General features: G+C 66.6%; 20 protein-coding genes. 6 read left to right on the top strand and 14 right to left on the bottom strand.

The genetic code is table 11. The features are described 5' to 3' along the window. Positions 1–153 precede the first annotated feature (153 nt). Positions 154–909 (bottom strand): thioredoxin domain-containing protein, encoded by a 756-nt coding sequence (locus ACZ1JC_RS08985; protein ID WP_465137186.1) that lies wholly within the window; start codon positions 907–909, stop codon positions 154–156. Beyond that, a complete protein-coding gene (locus tag ACZ1JC_RS08980) occupies positions 906–1,460 on the bottom strand; it encodes a DUF721 domain-containing protein (protein WP_465137187.1) in 555 nt (184 codons plus the stop codon). Before ACZ1JC_RS08980 ends, ACZ1JC_RS08985 begins: the two co-directional genes overlap by 4 nt. A gap of 29 nt (positions 1,461–1,489) precedes the next feature. Here ACZ1JC_RS08980 and mutY point away from each other — a divergent pair, with 29 nt between their 5' ends. From mutY to nudC, 3 genes are read left to right on the top strand one after another with little or no spacing between them, the layout of a single operon-like run. Next, on the top strand, positions 1,490–2,536 hold the full coding sequence (gene mutY, locus ACZ1JC_RS08975; RefSeq protein ID WP_465137188.1) for an A/G-specific adenine glycosylase: 1,047 nt from the start codon (positions 1,490–1,492) through the stop codon (positions 2,534–2,536). A 26-nt stretch (positions 2,537–2,562) separates the two neighbouring features. After that, positions 2,563–3,831, top strand: coding sequence for a serine hydrolase domain-containing protein (locus ACZ1JC_RS08970; RefSeq protein WP_465138644.1), 1,269 nt, complete (start codon positions 2,563–2,565; stop codon positions 3,829–3,831). After that, a complete protein-coding gene (nudC, locus tag ACZ1JC_RS08965; RefSeq protein ID WP_465137189.1) occupies positions 3,828–4,718 on the top strand; it encodes an NAD(+) diphosphatase in 891 nt (296 codons plus the stop codon). The genes ACZ1JC_RS08970 and nudC overlap by 4 nt, the downstream gene beginning before the upstream one ends. Positions 4,719–4,908: 190 nt before the next feature. On the opposite strand, the gene ACZ1JC_RS08960 is transcribed toward nudC, so the two are convergent. The 6 genes from ACZ1JC_RS08960 to ACZ1JC_RS08935 all read right to left on the bottom strand — a co-directional run bounded on the left by ACZ1JC_RS08960 (position 4,909) and on the right by ACZ1JC_RS08935 (position 11,777). Further along, the gene (locus tag ACZ1JC_RS08960; RefSeq protein WP_465137190.1) at positions 4,909–5,613 is read right to left on the bottom strand and encodes an HAD family hydrolase; all 705 of its coding nucleotides are present in this window, start codon (positions 5,611–5,613) and stop codon (positions 4,909–4,911) included. A gap of 211 nt (positions 5,614–5,824) precedes the next feature. Beyond that, on the bottom strand, positions 5,825–7,102 hold the full coding sequence (locus tag ACZ1JC_RS08955) for an N-succinylarginine dihydrolase (RefSeq protein ID WP_465137191.1): 1,278 nt from the start codon (positions 7,100–7,102) through the stop codon (positions 5,825–5,827). 7 nt (positions 7,103–7,109) lie between these two features. Next, the gene (locus tag ACZ1JC_RS08950; protein WP_465137192.1) at positions 7,110–8,129 is read right to left on the bottom strand and encodes an arginine N-succinyltransferase; all 1,020 of its coding nucleotides are present in this window, start codon (positions 8,127–8,129) and stop codon (positions 7,110–7,112) included. Then, on the bottom strand, positions 8,126–9,334 hold the full coding sequence (locus ACZ1JC_RS08945; protein ID WP_465137193.1) for a hydrolase: 1,209 nt from the start codon (positions 9,332–9,334) through the stop codon (positions 8,126–8,128). Before ACZ1JC_RS08945 ends, ACZ1JC_RS08950 begins: the two co-directional genes overlap by 4 nt. After that, positions 9,331–10,749 carry a succinylglutamate-semialdehyde dehydrogenase gene (gene astD, locus ACZ1JC_RS08940; protein ID WP_465137194.1) on the bottom strand — a complete coding sequence of 473 codons (1,419 nt, stop codon included), beginning with the start codon at positions 10,747–10,749 and terminating at the stop codon, positions 9,331–9,333. The genes ACZ1JC_RS08945 and astD overlap by 4 nt, the downstream gene beginning before the upstream one ends. Beyond that, entirely contained in the window at positions 10,746–11,777 is a 1,032-nt protein-coding gene (locus ACZ1JC_RS08935) for a 2-oxoadipate dioxygenase/decarboxylase family protein (protein ID WP_465137195.1), read from the bottom strand. The genes astD and ACZ1JC_RS08935 overlap by 4 nt, the downstream gene beginning before the upstream one ends. Before the next feature lie 371 nt (positions 11,778–12,148). Here ACZ1JC_RS08935 and ACZ1JC_RS08930 point away from each other — a divergent pair, with 371 nt between their 5' ends. Together ACZ1JC_RS08930 and ACZ1JC_RS08925 are read left to right on the top strand one after the other, a co-directional pair. After that, the gene (locus ACZ1JC_RS08930; RefSeq protein ID WP_465137196.1) at positions 12,149–14,512 is read left to right on the top strand and encodes a glycosyltransferase family 4 protein; all 2,364 of its coding nucleotides are present in this window, start codon (positions 12,149–12,151) and stop codon (positions 14,510–14,512) included. Further along, positions 14,484–15,797: a glycoside hydrolase family 130 protein gene (locus ACZ1JC_RS08925; protein ID WP_465137197.1), complete on the top strand. Its 1,314-nt coding sequence runs from the start codon at positions 14,484–14,486 to the stop codon at positions 15,795–15,797. The genes ACZ1JC_RS08930 and ACZ1JC_RS08925 overlap by 29 nt, the downstream gene beginning before the upstream one ends. On the opposite strand, the gene ACZ1JC_RS08920 is transcribed toward ACZ1JC_RS08925, so the two are convergent. From ACZ1JC_RS08920 to zwf, 6 genes are all read right to left on the bottom strand, one after another. Beyond that, complete coding sequence (locus ACZ1JC_RS08920; protein WP_465137198.1) at positions 15,769–16,722, bottom strand: DUF2268 domain-containing putative Zn-dependent protease; 954 nt, start codon at positions 16,720–16,722, stop codon at positions 15,769–15,771. The genes ACZ1JC_RS08925 and ACZ1JC_RS08920 overlap by 29 nt on opposite strands. After that, entirely contained in the window at positions 16,715–19,513 is a 2,799-nt protein-coding gene (locus ACZ1JC_RS08915) for a phosphoenolpyruvate carboxylase (RefSeq protein ID WP_465137199.1), read from the bottom strand. The genes ACZ1JC_RS08920 and ACZ1JC_RS08915 overlap by 8 nt, the downstream gene beginning before the upstream one ends. Next, positions 19,510–20,136, bottom strand: a complete 627-nt coding sequence (gene eda / locus ACZ1JC_RS08910; RefSeq protein WP_465137200.1) for a bifunctional 4-hydroxy-2-oxoglutarate aldolase/2-dehydro-3-deoxy-phosphogluconate aldolase — start codon at positions 20,134–20,136, stop codon at positions 19,510–19,512. The genes ACZ1JC_RS08915 and eda overlap by 4 nt, the downstream gene beginning before the upstream one ends. Beyond that, the gene (locus ACZ1JC_RS08905; RefSeq protein WP_465137201.1) at positions 20,133–21,125 is read right to left on the bottom strand and encodes a glucokinase; all 993 of its coding nucleotides are present in this window, start codon (positions 21,123–21,125) and stop codon (positions 20,133–20,135) included. The genes eda and ACZ1JC_RS08905 overlap by 4 nt, the downstream gene beginning before the upstream one ends. Beyond that, positions 21,122–22,936: a phosphogluconate dehydratase gene (edd, locus tag ACZ1JC_RS08900; RefSeq protein WP_465137202.1), complete on the bottom strand. Its 1,815-nt coding sequence runs from the start codon at positions 22,934–22,936 to the stop codon at positions 21,122–21,124. Before edd ends, ACZ1JC_RS08905 begins: the two co-directional genes overlap by 4 nt. A gap of 234 nt (positions 22,937–23,170) precedes the next feature. Beyond that, on the bottom strand, positions 23,171–24,643 hold the full coding sequence (zwf, locus tag ACZ1JC_RS08895; protein WP_465148418.1) for a glucose-6-phosphate dehydrogenase: 1,473 nt from the start codon (positions 24,641–24,643) through the stop codon (positions 23,171–23,173). Positions 24,644–25,091: 448 nt separating this feature from the next. Between zwf and ACZ1JC_RS08890 the strand changes: the two genes are divergently transcribed. After that, positions 25,092–26,090 carry a sensor histidine kinase gene (locus ACZ1JC_RS08890; RefSeq protein WP_465137203.1) on the top strand — a complete coding sequence of 333 codons (999 nt, stop codon included), beginning with the start codon at positions 25,092–25,094 and terminating at the stop codon, positions 26,088–26,090. Positions 26,091–26,117: the final 27 nt, after the last annotated feature.

The raw sequence follows: 26,117 nt of genomic DNA, 5'->3' as shown, positions 1-26,117 counted from the left end.
TGCCTGCTTTCCCACAGGATTCCGGGGGGCTTTGGTTCGGCACCGGCCCTCTCCCCCACCCGGCCACCCACGAAGTGTACCCTGTTGGGTGGTCGGGTGGGGGAGAGGGCCGGTGCCGCAAAATTCGCCTTCAGCGAATTTTCAAACAGACTCCTAGATCGAACCCTTGCGCTGGGCGGCCTGCTTGTCGGTCAGCGCCTGCGACAGGCCGGCCCAGTCGTGCGCGTCCAGCAGCTTGCCATCCAGCACGAAGCTGGGGGTGCTGTTGGCGCCGACGGCCTGCACCGTCTTCTGCTGCTGTTCCAGCTTGGCGAAGGCGGCCTTGTCGTTGATGCACTGGTCGGCCTGCGCGTGGCTGACGCCCCAGGGCGCGACCATCGAATAGAAGTCGAAGTCCGCCGCGATCAGGCGCATGCGGGCCTGGATATCGCCTTCATACCAGCGCTTCTGGCGGTCTTCACCCAGCGTGTTCAGCTTCGCCATCCAGATGTCCTGCATGGCGAGGAAGGCGTTGTGGCGCACGACGAAGCGCTTGGGATCGCCGCAAGTCGTCAGCATGGCGATGGTCAGGTCGATCGGGTTGCGCAGCAGGTTGGTGATCGTCAGCGCGACCTGGCCCTTGGCTACCATGGTCTGGCGCAGCGGGGCGTCGGATTCCTTGGTGAAATGGGCGCAGTGCGGGCAGGTATAGCTGACGAATTCGGTGACCTGCGTGGCCGCCTTGGGGTTACCCAGCATATGGCTGCCGTCCGCGGTGATCGTGACCAGCGAGCCCCAGTTACCCGGAGCCGCCTTCTGTGCAGGGGCCTTCGCAGCCGGCTTGCGCGCGGGTGCGGCGCCGGTGACGAGCAGGGCGGCGGCTGCCAGCACGCCGAATTTCGCGACATGCGACTTCGAAAACATCATCATTTCCCCTGTTTGTCCTGTTCGTCCCTGGCGGCAAGGCTGCGCGCCAGCGATTCCAGCACCGCGCGAAGCTCCGGATCGCCCACATCGCGCAGCGATTCGCCCAGTTCGAACGGCACCGGCTTCACACTGGGCGGCGCGGTCTGCGGCCTTGCAGCAGGTGGCGCCTTAACCTCGCCTTGCCGGATTTTCGCTTTGGCCACAGCCTTGTAGCCGAAGAAGCGGTTCACCCGCTCGATGATCTCGGGCACGACATGCTGGATCATCGGTGCATGCGCGGGGGCGACGACCAGCTGCAGGATGCCGTCGCACTTCTCGCCCGGAGGAAAGCGGATCGATTCGGGCGAGCAGACGCGGGCGTGGCGGGCGCCGACGATCTCCGGCCAGCGCGTCACCACGCTCGATTGCACGAAGCCGAAACGGCGGAATGCAGTGCGGCCCACTTCGGGCATGAGGTCGGCAATCATGCGCGCCTGTCCGCCGCGAGCACGTTCGAAACGCTTCGGCGTCTTTGCGGCGTTCTTGCCGCTGTTCTTTGGGCGATCCCGTTCCATTGTCGGCGCTCCAATGCCATAGGGCTGGCATGGACGCCAGCCGCGATACGATCTCCGAACTGCTTCTGGGCTGGTATGACCGCCATGCGCGCACGCTGCCGTGGCGCGCGGCGCCGGGAACGCCCGCGCCGGAGCCTTACCGGGTGTGGCTGTCCGAAGTGATGCTGCAGCAGACCACGGTGGCGGCGGTGAAGGACTACTTCGCCAAGTTCACCGCGCGCTGGCCGCAAGTGACCGACCTTGCGGCGGCGCCCGATGAGGAGGTGATGGCGGCATGGGCGGGGCTCGGCTATTACGCCCGCGCCCGCAACCTGCTGGCTTGCGCCCGCGCTGTGGCGGAGCGGGGCGGGGTGTTTCCCGATACCGAAGACGAATTGCGCGCGCTGCCGGGTCTGGGCGCCTATACCGCCGCCGCCGTTGCCGCCATCGCCTTCGGGCGGCGCGCGGTGGTGGTGGACGCCAATGTCGAGCGCGTCGTTTCCCGCCTTTTCGCTTTGGATGAGCCGCTACCCGGATCGCGCCCGGCGATCCGCGCGCTGGCCGATACGATCACGCCGGATGCGCGTGCGGGCGACTTCGCGCAGGCCATGATGGACCTTGGCGCTACCGTCTGCACGTCGCGCGCGCCGCGCTGCCTGCTCTGCCCACTGGCCGGTCCCTGCAAGGCGCGGGCGCAGGGCGAGCCGGAGCGGCTGCCGGTCAAGGCAGCGAAGAAGGCCAAACCGACCCGGCAGGGGCGGGCGTTCTGGATCGAGCGGGATGAGCATGTCTGGCTGGTCCGCCGTCCGGAGAAGGGGATGCTCGGCGGGATGCGCGCGCTGCCCGATGACGGCTGGATCGCCCGCAGCGACGGCAGCGGCAAGGGACCGATCGATGGGCCCTGGGAGAGCGCGGGACGGGTCGGCCACGTCTTCACCCACTTCGCGCTGGAACTCTCGCTTCAGGTGCATATCGGCAGGTTGGCGGGCGATCCGCCGGGTGAGGGCGAATGGTGGCCGCTTGACCGGATCGATGAGGCCGGTCTGCCGACGCTGTTCGCCAAGGCCGCCCGCCTCGCGCTGGTGGAGACTGCGTGAGCCTTTCCGCCCTGATCGATCGCCGCATGGCCCTGAGGCTGGGCGCGGCGGCGGGGCTGGGGGCGGCCTTGATGCCGCGACTGGCATGGGCGGTGGAGCAGCCTGCCGCACTGCCCAAAGTCTCGGCCCTGGTCGAGCGCTGGGTTGGCATCGGCAAGTTTCCCGGCATGGTCGCCTCGGTCGGCATGGCAGGGCGAGGGGCCAGCTTCGTGGCGCGCGGCGCGCAGGGTTTCGATGACGGCACGCCGATGGGGCCGGACAGTCTGTTCCGCATCTATTCGATGACCAAGCCGATTACCGGATTGATGGCGATGCAACTGGTGGAGGAAGGGCGCCTTTCGCTCGACCAGCCGCTGGCCGACATCCTGCCCGCATGGCGCACGATGCAGGTGCAGGACCGCTACGACGGGGCGCTGGACCGCGTGCATCCCGCGCCGCGCCCGATCACGATGCGCCATCTGGTCACGCATACATCAGGCATCGGCTATTCCATCGTCCAGACCGGGCCGATCCATGACGCCTATGTCCGGCAGGGGCTGGTGCCCGGCCGCATCAGCCGGATCGAGGTACCGGGACTGACTTATGGCCCGACCGTCCACGGCCTCGACCATTTTGCCGACCGGCTGGCGGCGCTGCCGCTGGTGGCCGATCCCGGCACGCGCTGGTCCTATTCGATGGGGCTGGACGTGATGGGCCGGGTGATCGAGGTCGTCACCGGCAAGAGTTTTGATGCCTATCTGGCCGAAGCGCTGTTCGGCCCGGCGGGCATGGCGAGCACCGTGTTCACCGTGCCGCGTGCGCAGGCACGGCGGCTGACGACCAATTACGGCGCGCTGGGCGGTGTGCTGGTGCCGATCGATCCGCCGGAAAGCTCGGTCTATCTCGATCCTCCGGCCTTTCCTTTTGGCGGCTCCGGCCTTGTCAGTACGCCGCGCGATTACGACCGCTTTCTGCGTCTGTTGGCGCAAGGCGGTGTGATCGACGGGCGGCGTGTTTTGTCGCAGCGGGCGGTGGCGGTGGGGACGTCGAACCTGCTGCCCGATGGGGTGGACCGATCGCATATGATTGGTGGCCCTGCGGCCTTCGGCGCCGGAGGCCGCATTGGGCTGGGCGCGGAGGCTGGCATCTTCGGCTGGTCCGGCGCGGCAGGGACGGTGGGCATGGTCGACATGAACCACGCCATCCGCTCGCAACTGTTCGTCCAGTTCATGCCCAGCGACGCGATGCCGCTGCTGCCCGAGTTCCAGACTGCATTGAAGGCCGATGTCATGGCCCTGTTGGAGAAGCCCGCTTGATTCTGCCAATTGCCTTCTCAGGCGCCCATCTCGACCGCGCCGATCATGTGCGCAACGATCCCGAAGCGCTCGCCGCCTTGCAGGGGCCGAACGCGCGGCTGCTGCGGCTGGATGGGCTGGACGCGGTGCTGGCGGGGAGCGGCGCGCTGCTGTGGGACGGGCTTGATCGGGCCGCGCCGGACAGCGAACTGATCTTCCTCGGCCTCGATGGAGAGGTCGCCTGCTTTGCCGAAGTGCCCGCCGTCACGCCGCCGGGCGGGCCGCATGCCACCCCGGTCAACTGGCTGACCATGGCGGTCCTGCCGCCTTACGAACTGGCCGCCTATGGCACCGCGCGCAGTCTGGTCAGCTGGCATTGCCGCCATCGGTTCTGCTCCACCTGCGGATCGGGCACCGTGCTGGCCAAGGGCGGCTGGCAGCGGTCTTGCACCAATCCGGAATGCCGCACCGAACACTTCCCGCGCGTCGATCCGGTGACGATCATGCTGGTCGAGCATGAGGGCCGTGCGCTGCTGGGCCGTCAGCCGCGCTTTCCAGAGGGGCGCTATTCGACGCTGGCGGGCTTCGTGGAGCCGGGCGAGACGGTGGAAGAAGCCGTCGCCCGCGAGATTTTCGAGGAAGCCGGCGTGCGGGTGCGCGATGTGCGCTATGTCGCCAGCCAGCCCTGGCCGTTCCCGTCCTCACTGATGATCGGCTGCTACGCGGTGGCGGAAAGCGATGGGATTACCATCGACATTACCGAGCTTGAGGATGCCCGCTGGTTCACCCGCGAGGAAGTGGCCGATGCGCTGGAGGCTATCGGCCGGAACGAGAGCGGCAAGGCATTCGGTGCGCCGCCCGCCCATGCGATCGCGCATGTGCTGATGCGGTGGTGGCTGGATCAGTAGGCGCAGGGGCGGGCTAGCCCATTGCAGATCCCATCCAACCCATCAAACCTCGTCATCCCCGCGTAGGCGGGGATCCCGCTTATCTTTGCGAGCGTGGCGAGAAGGTAGCGGGGCCCCCGCCTTCGCGGGGGCGACGATGAGTTTGGTTGAGGAGTTGGGCCTCAGGCTGGGCCAGCGTCCTGCCTGAAACTTACCCCGCCTCGGTAGGCGCCAGCAGCAGATCGCGCAGCGCGTGCAGGCTCGGCAGCACTTCGGCGCTGGCGAGAATCATTTCCTCGGTCGGCGGCAGCAGGTCCGGCACCAGCACGGTGGCGATCCCGGCCGAGGACGAGGCGCGCACGCCGGCGGGGCTGTCCTCCACCGCCACGCAGTGCGCGGGATCGACACCCAGACGGCTGGCGGCCAGCAGGTAGGGCTCCGGGTGCGGCTTGGCGTGGGTGACGTCGCTGCGTGTCACCACCACGTCGAAGTAGTGCAGCAGCCCGGCCTTCTCCAGCCGCTGCGCCGCGTAAGGCGCTTCGGTGGAGGTGGCGATGGCGAGTGGAATGCCGGCCTTGGTGAAGTGCTCCAGGATCACTTCGGCGCCGGGGCGCAGCGCGATGCCGGCATCGACCATGGCTTCGAACAGCACGTCGCTTGCCTCGAAAAAGCGGTCGAGCGGGAAGTCCGCGCCCATGCGGTCGGCCACCAGCACGCGGCTGCCGCCGCGGTGCACGCCGACCATAGCGTTGAGCAAATCGCCCGGTAGGGGCACGCCCATGGCATGGCCGGTTTCCACGAAAGCGCGTTGGTGCGCAGCCTCGGTGTCCAGCAGAGTCCCGTCCATGTCGAAGATCGCGGCGCGGATCGGGTCGGGAAGCACGCGCGGCGCAGCAGTCAGCATCGATGTAGCCATGACTCCAATATGAAGGCTGGTTGCTGCGGAACCATTGCAAAACACGAAACCAGGATTGCGGAAAGTGGGCTTTTCGCTGCCATAGCCTTTTCGTCATCCCCGCGAAGGCGGGGATCCCGCTAATTTGAACCGTGGCGGGAAGGAAGCGGGACCCCCGCTTTCGCGGGGGCGACGGGAGTTTGACGGAAGATCGGAGCGCGGATCGAACCGGTTAGAACCGCTCGCGGTCCAGTTCTTCCAGCCCCAGCTCCGCGCAAAGTGCGGAGCGTGCGGCAAGGCACTGCTTCCAGATCGCCGGTTCGGCAAGGTCTTCCACCGCGATCCGGTCCGGCCAGAGGCGGTTCACCAGCGCCTCGATACGGTCCAGCTTGTCGGCCGTGGCCAGGAAGCGTGGATCGACGGTCGCCGGGTCGGCCACCACGCGCAGGCGCAGGCAGGCGGGGCCGCCGCCGTTGGCCATCGATTCGCGCAAGTCGTGGATGAACAAGTGGCGGATCGGGCCGTTGCCGGAAACCAGCTTTTCCAGCCAGCGCCAGACGGTGGGCGATTCCTGCGCTTCGGTCGGCAGGATCAGCGCCGCCTCGCCCGAAGGCAGCGTGACCAGCTGGGCATTGAACAGGTAGGACTGGATCGCATCGAACAGGCTGACTTCGCTGGCCGGGATCTCAACGATCTCGATCTCCGGCAGCTTGGCGCGCAGATCGGCGTAGAACTGCTCGCGCTGGGTGAAGGCGTTCTCGTGCGTGAACAGGATGCGTTCGTTGGCGACGGCGACGACGTCGTTGTGGAAGGCGCCGGCGGCGATCGCTTCTTCCGACTGCTGGACCAGGATTGTGCGTTCCGGATCGAGGCCGTGGAGGCGCGCGACGGCGGCGCTCGCCTCGCGGTGCTGGCGCGCGGGGTAGGGGCCGATCGGCTCGCCGCCGCCGGTGTGGCCGTAGACGAAGACCTCGACGCCCGGCGCATCATGGCTGGCGCAGAGGCGCATGTGGTTGGCGGCGCCTTCGTCTCCGAACGGCGGCGGCACCGGTCCGTGGACCACGAAATGCGCGGGATCGGCGAAAGCGATGCGCAATTGCGCCAGCGCCTCGCGCCATTCGTGACTGCGGTGCGGCATCGTCACCAGATTGGCGACGGTCAGGTGGCAGCGCCCGTCCGCCGTATCCGGCGCAGGGGAGACGGTGGCGGCGTTGGCCGCCCACATCGAGCTTGCCGACATCGCATTGGCGCGCAGGCGCGGGTCGGCGTTCTCCAGCGTCATGCCCAGCTGACCCAACCAGTCGGTATCCGGCCGGCGCTGGGGCAGGAAAAAGCCCTGCACCAGCCCGCGTTCCAGATTGGCGCGCATCTTGGCCAGCCCTTGCAGAGCGGCGGCGCGCGGGGCCGAGACCTTGCCGAAGTTCCTCGTGGAAGCGAGGTTGCCAAGGCTGAGCCCCGCATAATTATGGCTGGGGCCGACGATTCCGTCGAAATTGATCTCGGTAAGCATGGGTAAGTCAGGCGCTCGCGTAAGTAATACTGTCGCCCCTCGTCACGCCTAGCAGAGCGGCCGCTTCGGCATCAAGGGAGACACCCCCCTCAGCCGCATCGACTTTCCCCAGACATGCGCGAAATTCGGCCAGATGGCCGGTGGCGACCAGGTGGCTGGCCTCTTCCAGATCGGCTTCGGCGATCTCCACGATCGTTGCCGTGCGGGCATCCTGCACGGTGCGGATCTGGTCGGTCTTGGCCAGCATGGTCGGCCCGCCGTCGAAGATGTCGACGTAGTTCTGGAACGCGAAGTTCTCGTTCTCCAGCATGCGCATCGCCGGGCGGCCCGAATAGTGCGGCTGCCCCATCACCTGCCGCGCCGCTTCGGACAGCAGCGCGCAATAGATCGGGTGCTTGGGCATCAGGTCGGCGATGAACTGGTTGCCGTGCTTCGCATTGAACTCGTCCGCATCGCGGAAGCTCATATCGAAAAAGCGGCCGGCAAGCCCGTCCCAGAACGGCGAGTTGCCGGCATCGTCGATGGCGCCGCGCAGTTCGGCCAACGTGGTATCGCCAAAGCGCGAACGGTGCATCTTGATGAAGAGATAGCGGCTGCGCGCCAGCAGCTTGCCGACGCCGGCCGAACGCTCGGTGGCGTCCAGATAGAGCCCGCCCACTTCGCTCGCCCCGTCCAGATCGGTGCAGAGCGTCAGCATCTCTGCCCGGAACGTGCGGTCCAGCTCCTTGGAATGCTGGGTGATCCGGCCGATGCGGTAGGAATAGAACGGAAATTCCGTGCCCACTTGCGAGAATGCCTGGCAGGTGCCGCGCACTTTGCCGGTTTCGGTGTCTTCCAGAATGAAGACGAACAGGTCGTTGGCAATCTCGTCGCTTTCGCGCGCGAAGCTCTTGGCCGTGCGCTGCAGCTTGGCGTCCAAGGTCGGCTTGTCGGGCGGCAGGTTGGTGAAACCGCCGCCAGTGCCCTTCGCCATGCGGTAAAGCGCTTCAAGGTCCTTTTCCTGTGCGGTGCGCAGGAGGAATGTCATGCGGGCAAAACTCCGTGACGATCGAGTCTGTATAGGACGAGGGCAGTTAGACGGGCGCGGGCATCTAGTGAATCTGCCAGCAAAAATTCGTCGGGTGAGTGGATCGAGCCGCCGAGCGCGCCCATCGTGTCGAGCACGGGCACCCCGCAGGCGGCGATGTTGTTGCCGTCGCAGACGCCGCCGGTGTCCTTCCAGCTCATCGGCTGGCCAAGATCGGCAGCGGCCTTGCTGACCACGCCATAAAGCGCCTCGGTCCGTTCCGAGATCGCCTTGGGCGGGCGCGAGACATGGCCGTGAATGTGCATGTGCACGTCATGCGCGGCCGAGACTTCGGCGACGGCGGCCTTGATATGCGCCTGCGCCTCGGCCGCAAGTTCGGGCGTGGCGGGGCGCATGTTGAAGTGCAGGATCGCAAGGTCCGGCACGGTATTGTTCGGCGCACCGCCCTCGATCTTGGCCGGGTTCACTGACAGGCCGGGACGGCGCATCGCGGCAAGGCGCAAGGCAAGGTCGCTGGCGGCGAGAATGGCGTTGCGGCCTTCTTCCGGATTGCGACCGGCATGGGCGGATCGGCCATGGACGACCACGGCGTAGTTGCCCGAACCGGGCCGCGCGCGCGCCATCTGGCCGCCGGGCAGGGCAGGCTCGTAGGTCAGCGCCGCCAACTTGCCCTTGGCCAGATCGGCGATCAGCGGGGCGGAGGAGAGCGAGCCGGTCTCCTCGTCGCTGTTGATCAGGACATCGTAGCCGAGCGTCGGGCTTGCCTGCTCGTAGGCCATGAGGCCGGCCAGCATCAGGGCAAGGCCGCCCTTCATGTCCGCCGTGCCGGGGCCGTGGAGGGTGTTGTCGTCCAGCCAGTCGCAAGTCTGGAAAGCGTGCTCGCGCGGGTAGACGGTGTCCATGTGGCCGGTCAGGATCACCCGGCGCTCCGCCTCGGGCCGGACCGAGAGCACCATGTGCCGGCCATGGGCCACTTCGCGGGTCTGGCCCTGGCTGTCGACTTTCTCGACCGGAGCGGGATCGACCAGCCGCACCTCGCCCGGCAGTGCCGAGAAGGCGTCGGCAAGGCATCCCGCCATCGCCGCCAATCCTTCGATATGGGCGGTGCCGCTGTTGATCGCCGCCCAGTCGAGCGTGTGGGCAAGGATCGGCGCCCGCTCCACCGGGGCGAGCAGGGCCTGTTCCTCCGGCGTCAGGCCGATCATCCGCGCAGCTTGCCGGTTAGCGCACCGCTGTTGCCCGCCACGCTCGCCGCCTCGAAACTGGCGACGGGATAGGCGCAGTAATCGGCGGCGTAATAGGCGCTGGGGCGGTGGTTGCCGCTGTCGCCCAGCCCGCCGAACGGCATCGATCCCGCCGCGCCGGTGGTCGGGCGGTTGCGATTGACCACGCCCGCGCGGCTTTCCAGCACGAAGCGGTCCCACAAGGCATCGTCACCGCTGATGAGGCCCGCCGAAAGGCCGAAGCGCGTGGCATTGGCGGCGGCCATGGCGGCATCGAAGTCCGGCACGCGGGTCACTTGCACCACCGGGGCGAAGATTTCCTCGTCCGGAACGTCGATCCCGGTCACGTCCAGGATGCCAGGGGTGACGAAGGCATTGCCGCGTCCTTCCACGCCGGTGAAGGCACGGATCACTTGCGCGCCACGCGCCACCAGTTCGGCAACGCGCTCCTGCGCGGCTTCCGCTGCGTGGCCGGAGATCAGCGGGCCGAACCACGGTTCGGGCGTCTCGTTCCAGGCACCGATGGTCATGCGGTCCGCCAGTGCGGCGACGGCATCGACCAGCGCGGTGCCGAAGGCATTGTCCGGCACGATCAGCCGGCGCGCGCAGGAGCAGCGCTGGCCTGTGGTGATGAAGCTGGACTGCACGACCACCGAGGCGGCCTCGTCCACGTCGCCATCCCAAGCGACCAATGGGTTGTTGCCGCCGAGTTCGAGGGCGAGGATCACGTCGGGCCGATCCGCGAAGATCCGCCGGAAATGCGCGCCCGCGCCGGCCGATCCGGTGAACAGCAGTCCGTCGATATGGCCCGCCACCAGCGCCTCACCCGTGGCGCGGGCGCCGTGGACGATCTGGAACACGCCATCGGGCAGGCCCGCTTCCGCCCAGGCATCGGCCATGGCCTGCCCGGTCGCGGGGGTCATTTCGGAGGGCTTGAACACCACGGTGTTGCCCGCCAGCAGGGCGGGAACGATGTGGCCGTTGGGCAAGTGGCCGGGGAAGTTGAACGGCCCCAGCACCGCCATCACCCCGTGCGGACGGTGGCGCAGCACCGCTTGCCCGAACGGCATGTCGTTCCGCTTCTCCCCCGCGCGTTCGGCCTGTGCGGTGACCGAGATGCCGACCTTGCCGATCATCGAGGTCAATTCGCCGCGCGTTTCCCACAAGGGCTTGCCGGTCTCGCGAGAGATCGTCTCGGCCATCGCGTCCTTGCGATTTTCGAGCACGGCCTTGTAGCGCTGGACCGCCTCCACACGCACCGCGACGGGCAGCGCCGCCCAGCCAGGAAACGCCGCGTGGGCGCGCTCGATGGCGGCATTCACCGCGGCCGCATCGGCAATTTCGCCTTCCCAGACGAGCGCGTCGGTGGCGGGGTCGTAGGAGCGGAGCAGGCTCATGCGTTCCTCGTGACGGCGAAAATGCCGGTGGCGTTGCCAGAATCGAACGTGAGATCCAGCTTGCCGGTCTCCGGATCGATGTCTCGGGTGATGAATTCGTAGAACGATCCGGGCACCGGCAGCGGCACTTCGCTGCCGTCCGCCTCGCGGAACGGGCGCACGACCTTGTCGGCCAGGATCGCGGTCTGCCGCACGCGGCCGTTCTGCGAAATCTCGACCGAGGGCTTCATCGGATAGCCCTGTTCCTTCAACGCGTCCGACAGGGTCATGACATCCGCCGTGCGGGTGGTTGCATGGTTGAAGGCATTGCCCTCGGTAGCGATCCAGGCGCCTTCCTTGGTTTCGGGCAGCAGCACTTCATAGTCGGCCAGCGTGGGCGGTTCATGCTGGCGTTCGAAGCAGGCGATGGCGCCCTTCAGTGCGGTGACGGCCATGTCGAAGCCGCATTCGCCGTCGCTGGCGAGCGTATCGAGCGCGGTCCATTCGTCCTCGCCCAGCGGATCGACCGAGGTGCCGAAGACATTGGCGCAGGCGCCCTGCGCGGCCTCGGGCAACTGGTCCACGTGAAGTTCGGAGACGAAGAACTGGGGAATCGTCTCGGGCAAGTCGCGCTGGGCATAGGCGCGGCCGGTCATCTTCAGCTTGGGCAGCGGATAGAGCCCGACGACTTCATAGCCCAGCGGCGCCAGGAAGCGGCCGAAGGCCATGTGCCCGGCCGGCAGCGCGCCGGTCTCGCCATCGATGGTGCGCAGGGCGCCATGATCGAAGACGATGGTTTCGCCCGCCGCGCGCACTTCGTCGATATAGCGCTGCGCGGTGGGCACGCGGTCCAGCAGGTCGGCAAACAGCGCTGCGTTCAGCGCCATGGCCACGTGCGCGCGGCTGGCGGTCTCTCCGGTGCCGGCAAGCGCCGGGTCGATGGTCAGCGTGGTAAGTGCCAGCGCGGCCTTGGTTTCGCCGATGGCAGCGGCCAGCAGGCGGAACAGCGTCTGGTCCGGATTCGCGTGAGATTGGGGGGCGGAGGGCATCGTTTTCCCGTCGTTCCTGTTGTTTCGCGTGGGTGAAGACATAGGAAAGCCCCCGCACCAAGTCCATGCCGCAAGGGCGGCCGATGCGCTTTTTTGTCTATACGTAATGATTGGCGGCGGATCGGGACTTTTCTCTGGCCGCTATCGCGCCGTTTCCTCCGAATCGGACCGGCCGCGGCGGCCACACTGGTCGGGGGAGAACGCGGTTTCGCCGTCCGGCGGCGGCAGATTCATGGCACCGCCGCTCCACAGGCCGCCTGTCGGCCCCGCTTCGCCCCGTTTGCCGGAACTATTTTGCAGTGCAGCGGGAAACTCATGGCATGTTCGCGCTTTCTGGATTCGATCTCCCCTCCTGCCCCCTAGGAGCGCGCATGAACTGGTTGCCTCGTGATGAAGAACCCGGTTGGAAATCGGGTTCGAACAAGGTGCGTTCGATATTTGACGCCACCGTCGGCGCCGATCCCAATACAAGGATCAAGCCCGCGCATATTGCGCTGATCGGCAATTTCGCCCCTCGCAAGTGCGGCATAGCCACGTTCACGACCGACATTTTCGAACAGCTGCGCGAACATCACCCGGAAATCGCCATCGACGTCTATGCATTGGACGATCCCAAGCATCCGCTCGAATACCGCGACGTTGCGGGCACCATCGCCTGCGACGATGCGGAGGACTATGCCGGCGCCGCGCGGCGGATCAATGAAAGCGCGGTCGATGCCGTGTGGTTGCAGCACGAATACGGCATTTTCGGCGGCAAGGACGGCGATCTGGTCTGCCATTTCGTCGACAGGCTGGCCGCACCGCTGATCCTGACGCTGCATACGGTGTTGAAGGAGCCGTCCGCGCACCAGCGGGCGATCCTGGACCATCTGGTGGTGCGGGCATCGCGGATCATGGTGATGTCGCAGAATTCGAAGAACGTGCTGGAGCAGGACTATGGCGTCCCCTCCCGCGTGATTCAGGTGATCGAGCACGGCGCGCCGGACCGTCCGTTCGGCCGCCACGACCATTTCAAGGCATTGCTGGGCCTGCAGGACCGCAAGGTGCTGATGACGTTCGGCCTCTTGGGGCATGGCAAAGGGCTGGAACACGCGATCGCGGCGCTGCCCCGGATCGTCGCGCGCCATCCGGATGTGCTCTATCGCATTGTCGGTGCCACGCACCCCAACCTCGTCGCGCACGAGGGTGAAGCCTATCGCGAGGAACTGGAACGGCTGGCGGCGGATCTTGGCGTTGCCGATCATGTGGCTTGGGACAATCGCTTCCTCGAAACCGAGGAATTGCTGGATCAACTGGAAGCCTGCGACATCTACCTGACGCCCTATCCCGGGCTGCAGCAGGCGACATCGGGCACGCTCAGCTATGCGGTGGCGCTGGGCAAGGCATTGGTCTCCACGCCTTACGTCCATGCCCGCGAACTGCTGGGCGACGGTGTAGGCGTGCTGATCGAACCGGGCGAAAGCGGCGCGATTGCCGATGCGGTGAACGCGCTGCTGGATGATTCGGACGAACTGGCCGCGATGCAGCGCCGTGCCTGGGCGCGCGGGCGGGAGATGATCTGGCCGCGCTTTGCGGAAAGCTCCGCCCGGTTGATCGCCGATGCCCGCGCCCCGCGCGCGGTGGTGCCGCCCGTAACTGCGACGCCGGGGCTTTCGGCGGTCTTCGCGATGAGCGATGCCACCGGGATGCTGCAGCACGGCGTCGGCGTCGTGCCCGACCGCCGCCATGGCTATTGCCTGGATGACAATGCTCGCGCGCTGATGCTGATGAACGTGGCGCACGGCGTCGCGGCAGCCGAACGGATGAAGTGGAGCCTCTCTTACGCAGGCTTCGTGCAATATGCATGGAACCCCGATCTCGGCCGGTTCCGCAACTTCATGCGCTATGACCGCAGCTGGTGCGAGGATGAGGGATCGGAGGATTCCAACGGCCGCGCGCTCTGGGCGCTGGGGCAGACCTGCGAATGCAATCTGGATGCCCAACTGGGCAACTGGGCGCTGGACCTGTTCGAGCAGGCGCTGGGCGCGGTGGGGGAAACCGGATCGCCGCGCGCGGTCGCTTTCGCGATGCTGGGGGCCTGCGCGGTGCTGCGCCGCGATCCGGCTCACGCACAGGCGCGGGAGCGCGTGGAGACCGGTGGCGAGTTTCTGATGAAGCTGCTGGGCCACGGCCGCCGGCCGGACTGGGCCTGGTTTGAGGCGGTGCTGGGTTACGACAACCCCCGCTTGCCGCAGGCGCTGATCGAGGCGGGCATGGCGCTGGGGCGGGAGGACTGGATCGGCGACGGCCTGGCCACGCTGGAATGGATTTGCCACCAGCAGCTTTCCGCGCGCGGGCAGTTTCGCCCGATCGGATCGGAAAGTTTCCACAAGCCCTACAGCTACTTGCCGTTCGACCAGCAACCGCTGGAGGCCCAGGCGGCGATCGAGGCGTCGCGCACGGCATGGCGCGTTACCCACGGCGCGTTCTGGCGCGAACATGCGCTGGCGGCGTGGCGCTGGTTCTTCGGCGGCAACGATCGCGGGGTCGCGCTGGCGGACCTTGCCTCAGGCCGCTGTCACGACGGGGTGACGCCGCGCGGGGCAAATGGCAATTGCGGTGCGGAATCCATTCTCGCTTTTCAACTTTCGCATTATGCTCTGGCCGAACTCGCCCAGCAGGGCCCGGTCGTATCGTCCGGTCCCCTGGCATCTGGAGGAGGTTGGCTTGAATCGGCCCGAGACAGCCTGGTCTGAACCGCTGCACGTTTTCGAAACACGCCTCCACGCCGATCCGGCGCGGGTGGTGCTGCGCCCCTTTCACCTCGGCTGGCAGGCGAAAAACGCCCCCGGTGGCCGGGCGATGAAACTGGTGGAGGACATCGCCGCGCTGACCGAAGAGCGTGCCGACGCGGAATACGAACGCGTGCTGCGCGATTTCAAGGAACGCCACTGGCAGACCGAAACGATCTTCGAGGAGCGCTTTGCCGAAGTGGCGGCGAATCTCGATCTGGACCCATCGCGCTTTTCCGAATCGCGCAAACGGCTGATCGGATCGTACTTCTGCCATGAGTACACGTTCGCCGCCGCCGCACTGATGAACCCCTCCATCGTGCCCGCGCCCGATCAGTCGGGCATGCAGGACGGATCGGTGCGCTTCATCATGAGCCTGCGCGCGGTGGGCGAAGGGCACATCAGCTCCATCGCCTTTCGCGAAGGCATTGCCGAGGAGGACGGCACGTTCAGCCTCTGGCCGCAGGCCTCCTTCGCGACATCGGTGGAACTGGACGACGAGGAACAGATCGATGCCGAGGACACCAACGTCTTCGTTCATCGCCAGCCGGATTCCAGCCTTTCGAACACGGTGATCTTCCCGATCACCGAACAGCAGCGCGGCGGGCTGGAAGACTTGCGCCTTGTCCGCTTCGACCATGGCGATGGCGATTACGAATGGGTGGGCACTTATACTGCCTATTCGGGCAGCTCGATCCGGTCCGAACTGCTGCGCACGCGGGACTTCCGCGCGTTCGAACTGGAGCCGATCCACGGCCGCGCCGGGCGCAACAAGGGCATGGCGCTGTTTCCGGAGAAGGTCGACGGGCAATATTGCATGGTCGGCCGGCAGGACGGGCAGAACCTGTTTCTGCTGAAGTCGGACGAACTCGCGGTCTGGGACGATGACGGCGTGCTGCTGATGGAGCCCGCCTACCCTTGGGAGTTCATCCAGATCGGCAATTGCGGCAGCCCGATCCGCACAGACGAAGGCTGGCTGCTGTTCACACACGGCGTCGGCGCGATGCGCAAGTACGCGCTGGGCTGCGCGCTGCTGGACCTGAAAGACCCCTCGAAAGTGCTGGCCCGTACGGTGGAGCCGGTGCTGACGGCGGAGAACGCGGATCGTTCGGGCTATGTGCCCAACGTGGTCTACACTTGCGGCGCGTTGAAAGTGGGGGAGCGGCTGCTGATCCCCTACGGCATCTCCGACAGCACCGTGGGTTTCGCCACGTGCGAGATCAAGGCGCTGATGGGGTTGATGGAGTAGAGCCGGCCGGCAATGGCGCCGGCGTCCAGCCGCTTTCGGCCAGTATGGTCTTGGGCGAATCGAGCCTGATCAATGCGGCAAGCGCTGCGCGCTTGTCTGCGGCGTGATCGTAGTAGGCTCTGGCGATCCGATACCCCTCCCAATAGCCCAGATCGCCGGGTTGGTCGGGCGTGCCGGCACCGTTATAGAGCCAGTCGGAGAGGTCCGTGCTGTCGGCTTCCGCCAGAAAGCGCTTGTCTATCTGCGCCTGCTTGTCGCGCGTCCAATTGCGTAAGTGGGCATTGCTGATGTCGCCTGAACTCAGTTCGGCCAGAAGTTCGGCAATGCCTTCGATCAGCGACTGACGCAGGACCGTCGTGGGAAGCGTCTCGTCGTTCAGCACTGCGGGTTGCTGGATGTGGCCATATTCGTGGGCGATGAGGTGCACCAGCCGGTCGGCAAGGTCGGCCTGCAGCCAATCCGATCGGCAGGCCACTTCAAGGCCGATAAGCACACCCGAAGCGCCGGTGGTGCCGCCGCTGTTGTTGCGTCCGATCAGGATGGTAACGGGGGGAAAATGCGCTTGCGGGTCCAGCTTGGCCAGTTTGGCAAAAGCCGTTTCCAGCCGCGCCTTCACCGTGGGCAGGACTTTCAGGCAGGCTCTTGCGCCCTGGTAGATTTCGGGATGCAGGGCAATTTCCGCGGCCAACTTCTGACCGGAGAGGATACGTTGCGGCACGAACTGGCGCACGCCGTCGCTGCCCGCATCGATATAGTCGTGTTGCAGGACTTCGGCCGAAGGTTTGCCGCCGGCGGCGTCGTAGAGCGCATAGAAGCGGTCCACGTCGCCGATGCGGATTTCGGCCGAAGCCTGAGGCCGCGCGGCGGCGGGTACGGCGAACAGGCTAACGCCCATCGCCACCGCCGCCGCGAGGACTTTACCCATGCGCGCCGAACTCGTTGGCCAGCGCGGTGGTGATGCGCAGGCTCAGGGCGTAGCACCGCGCGATCGGGTCGATGAATTCGCGGTGGATCTGCGCATAGCCGGTCGCACTCGAATCCGGATAGTCGCTGGGCTTGTCCACCGTGAAGTCGTCGATCGACGGGAAGCTGGTCGGGAAGGCACGGCGCAACTGGGCCAGCCCGTCCTCGACGCGCAGGGTGAAGAACATCTCCAGCACGTCGTCGCGGCTGATATCGTTCGCGCGGCTGAACTGCGGCACCATCACGGCGCGCAGGAACATGTGCTTGAACAGCGCGATGCGCAGCGATTGCAGCACGCCCAGACTGCGACGGGTATGCTCGCGGTCGGGCAGCGGCGCCTCGTGCGGCAGCGAGTCCAGCAGGAAGTGCAGCTTCATCGCATCGACGCGCAGGCGCGAGGCGAGACGGCGATAGACCCCGGCGCGGTCGTCCTTGGTCAGATATTCCGCCAGCTTCAGGCAGGCCTCGGCAATGTGCCGCTCGTCACCGCGATAGGGGCGGCTGGCCCAGTAGGCGGAATTGAAGAGTTCGCCATAGGCCGCGACCGTCTTGATCGAGGCCAGCGCATTGGCCGCGCGGGCCAGACGCATCAGCTGCTGCCCGCGCTCACTTTCGCGCAGCAGGCCGGCGATCTCTTCCCGGTTGCCGTCGGACGCGGTGCCGATCCCCGCGATCACGTTCACCGGATAACCCAGCTGCTGCAGGATGGCGTTGTGCGGGATCGCGCGGATCTGGCGCAGGCTCATCGAACGGTCGGCGGCAAGGTCCGACTGGCGGCGCGACTTGCGGCTGCCGGTATCGTTCAGCAGCCCGAGCCCAAACGCGGTGATCGCGCGGCTGTAGGTGGAGCTTTCCAGATGCTCATGCTGCACGCCCCGGATCGCGCGGTAGAAATCGAGGCTGAGGTCCGTGCGGCGATAGAACAAGTCGGTCGGTGCATCGACATCGGCACCCCATAGCGGCATTTCGGCCATGCGGGTGAGCGTGGCCAGTGCCAGCTCGTCCGATCCGAACCAGAGGTAGCCGTCGCCACCCTGGAACGAGACTTCAGGCTCCAGCCGGATTCCCGCGCGCAGGAAACGGCGGCGGGCCCAGGGGGACATCGGCCACTGGAAGCGGTCCTGAAGGCTGGAGGGATGCGCGCCGCGGCCCATCGATTCGCCGTGGGTGTTGAAGATCAGCGCCGAAACGTCGGTAAGGCCATTGGCCACCATCGCTTCGGACAGGCGGCCCTGCAGACGCTCGATGGCGAGCGCGGCGGGAACCTGGCCGACGAAGCGGCCCGCGTCCGAAAAGCCGGTCTGGATCGAGACGCGGCCGCGCTTGTGCGCGTATTCGCGGTAGGCCGGTTCGGCCAGTACCGCGTCGAGGAAGCGGCCGCCGTGTTCCAGCGCGGTCTCGGTCTCGAACAGGGGCGAGACGTCCACCTTTTCGTCGATCCCGAACATCCGCGCGAAATAGAGCGCGGCCAGGATCGTGGTGGGCTCCTCGCATTCGGCCACCAGCATGCGGATCGGCGCGTCGGCGTCGATATGCGCAAGGATCTGCGCCATCGCCAGGAACTGGCGCACGGCGGTCGAATTCTCGATGGCGAGTGCGGCGAAGTTGGACTTCAGCGGCGTGACTTCGGCCAGCAGCTCACGCATGCGGACCAGGGCGGCCTGGCTGGCAAGGTTCAGCTTGCCCTCCGGATCGATGCGCAGGCGGATCGCGTTCTGCAACTGGGAGGCGTTCACGCGGAAGTGGATCAAGCCCATGCCAAGCCCGTCCGCGCGCATCGCAGCGGCGGCGACCAGCAGCGTGCGGGCCTGATCCTGATCGGCGTGGCGCGCTTCGGATTCGAGGTGGCTGACGATCGGATCGAGGCTGATCAGCTTGTCGGCATGATCGGCGGTCAATGCATTGGCGGCGTCGGACAGGGCCTCTGGCGAGGAGAGATCTGCGGCGAAGCGCTGCGCCATCTCTGCCGCCAGTGCACCGGCGCGGGCCAGCTTTGCCGAAGTGTCGGGCGCGGTATGGGCCAGCATTTCGGCATAGCTGGCAAGGCGCTGGGCCTTTTCTTCCAGCCGGTAGCGGATCGAGGTGAACCAGCCGATGTCGGTGCGGCCGTCCATGTCGTACCCCACCCATGAGGCGAAGCGCGCCGGCATGGGGTTCAGGCCCTTCCAGCGCTTCGGCCAGCGGGCGGCGGCAATGTCCAACAGACGCGCATTGATCCGGTCGCGCGCCTTTTGGCCGCGCGCGATGGCTTCCATCGCCTTGCCGTGTTCGTAATCGAGGGTGATCGTGTCGCGTGCGGGGGAGGCCGCGCAGACGGTGGCCTCGCTATGGTCGCCGGTGGAGGCGGCGTGGGTAACCGCTTCGGTCTGAGCCGTTGAAAGCAGGAAAGTGGGGTGGCCTGTGAAAACCACGTGGGCGGAAGGCCGCTGCCAGCGCACGGCGAAGGCGGTGAAGTCCTCTTCGCTGGCGGCGGCGTCCAGCCGCTTTTCGTTTTCGGCCGGGGCGATGGGGGCCAGCATGCGGTCAAGCCGCGCGGCGCGGGCGCGCAGCCCTTCGCACTCCATCTCGGCGACGAGGGCCTCGATCGTGTCGAGGCCCATTTCGCCGTTTTCCAGCTGGCGCGACAGTTCGAGCCCCAGCTGGAAAACCGGATTGTAGAGCGGCGTCTGGGCGGTCAGGACATGGAGTTCCTGAAGCCGGCGGTCGAGATCGTCGACCGTGTTCAGCGGCGTTCCCGCCTCGCCGCCGCTCACCGGGGAAGCCCCGCAGCGAGGCGGGCGGCCGCCTCGATCTTGGCGACATCGGGCTTGCCCTTGGGCACCATCCAGCTGCCGCCGACGCAGAGCACCGCGTCGAGACCCAGCCATTCGGGCGCGTTCTCCGGCGTGACGCCGCCGGTCGGGCAGAACTTCGCCTTGAACAGCGGGGCGGCGATCGCCTTCAGCGCCGAAGGACCGCCCGCCGCCATGGCGGGGAAGAACTTCAGACGGTCGAACCCGCATTCGAGGGCAAACATCACGTCACTGGCGTTGGCGGTGCCGGGCAGGAACGGGATCTTGGTCTTGTAGGCGGCTTCGGCCAGCATCGGCGTGAGGCCGGGCGAGACGATGAATTCCGCGCCCGCGTCGATGGAGCGCTTCAGGTCATCCGGCGAAAGCACGGTGCCGGCGCCGACCACGGCGCCGGGAACCTGCTTCATCACCTTGATCGCATCGATCGCACATTCGGTGCGCAGCGTTACTTCCAGCGCGGGCAATCCGCCGGCGACCAGCGCTTCGGCGATCGGCAGGGCGTGTTCGATATCCTCGATCACCAGCACCGGGATCACCGGCGCCAGACGCATGACCTTTTCGACGGCTTCGGACGGGCTGCTCATTGAACGTGCTCCCTGACATAGGCGGCAGCCGCGCCGAACAGGCCGGGCTGCGGATGGGTGATGAGCTTGACCGGGATCTGCGCCATCATGCCGGCAAAGCGGCCCTTGGCGGCAAATCGCTCGGCAAAGCCCGAGGACAGAATGGTTTCGCGGATGCGGTAGCCGAGGCCCCCGGCGATAACGACGCCGGCCGCTCCGTGGGCAAGCGCGTAGTCGCCCGCCGCGCTGCCGAGTGCCAGGCAGAAGCGGTCGACGGCGGCGGCGGCCAGCGGGTCTGAATGGTTGGTGCCGGCGGTCCAGATCTCCACGTCGGTCACGTCATGCACCGCGCGCGTCTCCATGGCGGCCAGCGTCTGGTAGATGTCGACGATAGCGGGGCCGGAAACCACGCGCTCGGTAGAGACGCGGTTGTGGCGCTTGCGCAGGCGGGCGAGGATCGCATCCTCGATCAGGTCCAGCGGCGCATAGTCGGTATGGCCGCCTTCGGTCGCCTGCACATGGTAGAAGCCGCCCTGCCCGTGGGGCAGGCCATTGCGCCACAAGTGCGCGACGCCAAGGCCGGTGCCCGGCCCGAGGACGCTGAGCGTGCCCGAGCGGGGCAGCGGCACGTCTGGTCCGGCCAGGTGCAGGAACTGATCGTCCGACGCCAGCGCGACGGCGTAGGCGACCGCCGCGAAGTCGTTCACCACGGTGTAGTGCGACACGCCCATTTTCTCGGGGATCATCGCGGGGCGAATGATCCAAGGGTTGTTGGTGAAACGGATCACATCGCCGCCGACCGGGCCGGCGATCGCGATCGAGATGGCATCGGGCAGCGTGCCGCCCATGCGCTCGCGGAAAGCCTGCCATGCCAGCTGGAAGCTGCCATGGTCGCTGGTGTGCAGAGTGACGGGTTCGTCCAGCGTGATCTGGCCCTGATCGTCGACCGAGGCTAGGGCAAAGCGGGCATGGGTGCCGCCGATATCGACGGCTACGAGTTCAGTGCTCACAGGCCTGCAACCTCCAGCATCGAGGAACCGCCCTGTTCGGCGCCGCCTGCGTTCATGCGGAACATCGCGAAGAGTTCGCGGCCCATGCCTTCAGCGGGCGCGGGCAGCGGCGCGGGCGAACGGCCGGAGAGGTCTGCCGTGGTGGAAAGCGTGCCGTCCTCGGCCGAGAGGCGAACGATGTCGCCATCCTGCAGATAGGCGATGGGGCCATCGGCCAGCGCTTCCGGCGTGACGTGGATCGCCGCCGGCACCTTGCCCGAAGCGCCCGACATGCGGCCGTCGGTGACCAGCGCCACCTTGAAGCCGCGATCCTGCAGCACGCCCAGCGGCGGGGTCAGCTTGTGCAGTTCGGGCATGCCATTGGCGCGCGGACCCTGATGGCGCACGACCACCACGACATCGCGGTCCAGCTCGCCCGCCTTGAAGGCATTGATGACGCCTTCCTGCGTTTCGAAGACGCGGCAGGGTGCCTCGATCGTCCAGCGTTCCTGATCGACCGCGCTGGTCTTGAACGTGGCACGGCCCACGTTGCCGGAGACGAGGCGCATGCCGCCATCGGGCAGGAAGGGCTTGGCCACCGTGCTCAGCATCGCATCGTCCCCGCTGACGGCCGGGGCGGGCTTCCACTTGAGTTCGCCCTCATCCAGCGTCGGCTCGGTGGCATAGGCACGCATGCCGTCCTTGGAGACAGTCAGGATGTCCTCATGCGCGAGGCCCGCGTCCAGCAGTTCGCGGACGACCCAGCCCATGCCGCCGGCGGCATGGAAGTGGTTCACGTCGCCCGAACCGTTGGGATAGACGCGGGTGATCAGCGGCACGGCGGCGGAGAGTTCGTCGAAATCCTGCCAATCGATATGGATGCCGGCGCAGCGGGCCATGGCGGGCAGATGGATCGCGTGGTTGGTCGATCCGCCGGTGGCCAGCAGGCCGACGATGGCGTTCACGATCGCCTTTTCATCGACGACATGCGCCATCGGGCGGAAGTCGTCGCCCTTGCGGGTCATCTCGGTCACGCGGTGGACAGCGGCGCGGGTCACCGCCTGACGCAGCGGCGTGTTCGGCGGCACGAAAGCGGCGCCGGGGATGTGCAGGCCCATCATCTCCATCATCATCTGGTTGGAGTTGGCGGTGCCGTAGAAGGTGCAGGTGCCGGCCGAGTGATAGCTGGCGCTTTCGCTGGCGAGCAGTTCCTCACGCCCCACCTTGCCCTCTGCATAGAGCTGGCGGACCTTCTGCTTCTCCTTGTTGGAGATGCCGCTGGGCATCGGGCCGGAGGGGATGAACACGGCGGGCAGATGGCCGAAGCGCAGCGCGCCCATGACCAGCCCCGGCACGATCTTGTCGCAAATGCCCAGCAGGGTCATGCCGTCATACATCGCGTGGCTCAGCGAGACGGCGGTAGACAGGGCGATGGTATCGCGGCTGAACAGCGAGAGTTCCATGCCGTCGAAGCCCTGCGTCACGCCGTCGCACATGGCAGGCACGCCGCCGGCGACCTGCGCCGTCGCGCCCACTTCGCGGGCATAGAGCTTCATCTGCTCCGGATAGCGACCATAAGGCTGATGCGCCGAAAGCATGTCGTTATAGGCGGTGACGATGCCGACGTTGATCGCCTTGCCGGTGGCAATGGCGGGCTTGTCCTCACCGCTCGCGGCGAAGCCATGCGCGAGGTTGGAGCACGAAAGGAACGAACGGTCCGAATGGCGACCGGCCTCGCGGTCGACCATGGCGAGGTAGCGTGCGCGGCTGGGCTTCGACCGTTCGATGATGCGGTCGGTTACGCGGGCTACCACCGGGCTGAGGGTGCTCATGGGGTTACTCCTGCTCTGTCCGTCTGCCACTTGTACCGTGGCGTCTGTCTTTTTGTATCAGCCTTCCGAAGCCGCGCTCTCGGGATCTCCCGGGCAGGGCTTGAAGGCATTTAGGTAACCGGTGTCAATAGCTATCTTCCACCGGTCTGCGGGGGAATGGGCACGGGAAACGGCGCGCACCCCGGTATATAGGGTGCGCCGCGCGTTCATGCCCGTACCGTTGGCCTTACGGGATCACTCATGCCACGTGACGCCATCGCGCTCGGCGAGGGCGATGGCGGCGGAGGGGCCCCAGCTGCCGGCGGTGTAGGTCTTCGGCTCTTGAGCCTGTTCCTCCCACTCGGCGCGGATGGCGTCGATCCAGTCCCACTGCGCTTCCACCTCGTCCCGGCGGACGAACAGCGTCTGCTCACCCTCGATCAGGTCCAGCAGCAGACGCTCGTAAGCGATGCGGCGCTGCGGACCGGCGAAAGCGTCGGGCATGGTGATGGCGAGCGGGATGGAGCGCAGGCCGAAGCCGTTGCGGTCCAGCCCCGGCACCTTGGCCATGAGCGACAGCGTGATGTTCTCGCTCGGCTGGATGCCGATCACCAGACGGTTCGGCACCGTCTTGGCGCCGCGGCCGTGGAAGATCGAGTGCGGCACATCGCGGAACTGGACAACGATCTCGGTCGTGCGCTTGGGCAGGCGCTTGCCGGTGCGCAAGTAGAAGGGCACGCCCTGCCAGCGCCAGTTATCGATATGCGCCTTGATCGCGACGAACGTCTCGGTGTTCGAATCCTTGCCGAGTTCGTCGTCGTAACCCGGCACGGCCTGGCCGCCGATGGCGCCGGCGCGGTACTGGCCCGTCACCGTCTCGTTGGCGGCGACCTTGCGCAAGCTGCGCAGGATCTTCACCTTCTCGTCCCGCACGCTGGTGGCGTCGTAGCTGACCGGCGGCTCCATCGCGACAAGCGCGAGAAGCTGCAGCATGTGGTTCTGCACCATGTCGCGCAGCGCGCCCGAATCGTCGTAATAGGCCACGCGCGATTCAAGGCCGACGGTTTCGGCCACGGTGATCTGCACATGGTCGATATGCGCTGCGTTCCACAGCGGTTCGAACATCAGGTTGGCGAAGCGCAGCGCCAGCAGGTTCTGGACGGTTTCCTTGCCCAGATAGTGGTCGATGCGGAAAATGCGGTCTTCCGGGAAAGCGCGGGCGACGGCATCGTTGATCACCTTGCTGGAGGCAAGATCGATGCCGAGCGGCTTTTCCAGGCCGATGCGCACGTTCTCACCGGAAAGGCCGCTGGCCTGCAGGCCGCGAATGGTCGGTTCGAACAGGCTGGGTGCGGTGGAAAGGAAGATCGAAAGGCCGTCCTTCGGCTCCCCCACCTTGGCCGCCAGCGCGTTGAAGCCTTCCATCTGGTTGGCATCCAGCGTCTGGTACGACAGGCGGTTGAGGAACCGCGCCATGCCGCCCCGCCGCTCAGCCGGCAGGAACTGTTCCAGCGACTGACGCGCGAAATTGCGGAATTCGGCATCGTCATGCTCGGAACGGGCGGTTCCGATGATCTCGACCTTGGGGTCGAGCAGGCCTTCGGCGTCGAGCGCGCAGAGCGAGGGAAGGAGCATACGGCGCGAAAGATCGCCCGTCGCCCCGAACAGGAGCAGGCGGTCTGACGTGAATTGGCCGGACGCGGATTGGGCCGGAGTAGAATTGGTCACTGGGCGCTTTCCACCTTCTGGGGGTTATTCACCTTTACAATTTTCCGCCGAGGACCGGCGGGCTCCTCCTCCCGAGTCCAGGTCATGCGCACCGCATCGACAAGGCCAGCCATCGGATAGCGCCGATCCCGTGCACGCGCTCCTGTCCCAGCGGCAGGAGGTGACGATCGGCGTTAAGGCAGGGCCTTTGTTCTTCGCGGTTGCAGCATAACATGGACTGCGTGCGAAGTGCTAGGCGAGAGCGGGCGAAAGCTCAACCTCGATTGCACGGATTGAACAAGACTTATGCGCGCATACGTATTTGGCAGGTACGTTAAGCGCGATTTTCCGCAAGTTCGTTGCCCGGCCGTCTTTGTCCTGTCGTCCGGGACGGGCATGGAAGCAGGTCAGGATTCACGCAAGCGACGGCGCGGCAGCGGACGCGCATTGAGAAAAGAAGGCGAAAACAATGGCCGGTGACGGCGTCCAGCTTCTCGAACACCTCCAGACGCCGGCAATGATGGTTTCGCGCGGGCAGGTCCGCTTTGCGAACAGTGCAGCCAAGGCGCTGCTGGGCGCGCATATCGTCGGGCAGGACGTGCGCATCGCCATTCGCGAGCCGCGTGCGGTGGCCGCGATCCTCAGCGACGGCGGCGGGATCGCCCGCGTCACCGGGCTTTCGACCGGGGGCAGCGTGTGGGAAGTCGATTGCCGGGCGATCTCCGCCACCGATCGGCTGGTCAGCCTCTACGACTTGTCCGAACGTGTCAGCGTGGCCAAGTCGCACGCGGATTTCGTCGCCAATGCCAGCCACGAACTGCGCACGCCGCTGGCCAACGTGATCGGCTATGTCGAGACGCTGACGAACCCCAAGGCGGGCGGCGACGAGAGCGTGCGCAATCGCTTCCTCGACACTATCCGGCATGAGGCGCAGCGAATGCAGGCGCTGATCCTCGACCTGATGAGCCTTTCGCGGATCGAGGCGGTGAAGCACGAAGTGCCGCAGGACCGGGTGGAGATGGTGGCACTGGCGCAGGAGATGGCGGGCGAATCGAAGCCCGGATCCAACGTTGCGGTCCACACCAACTGCGAAAGCGCGGTCGTAACGGGCGATCGCGGCCAGCTGGCGCAAGTGCTGCGCAACCTGATCGACAACTCGATCAAGTACGGCAAGCAGGGCGGCAAGGTCGATGTCTCGCTGGAGGCGACCGCCACCGGCTGGGTGCTGATCACCGTCAGCGACGAAGGCGACGGCATCTCGCCCGAGCATCTGCCGCGCGTGACCGAACGCTTCTACCGCGCCGACACCAGCCGCAGCCGCGCGGTGGGCGGCACCGGGCTGGGCCTGTCGATCGTCAAGCACATCGTCGAGCGCCATCGCGGCCGCTTCGATATCGACAGCCGCGCCGGGCAGGGCACCACCGCCTCGGTCATGCTGCCGCTGCGCAAGGAAGAGGCGCAGGGTTGAGAGGGGGGATCGGCGGTTTCCCCCCAC

It is taken from the genome of Sphingomonas sp. BL-S-28, from assembly GCF_055521515.1.
This window is presented reverse-complemented; position numbering and strand designations above follow the sequence as displayed.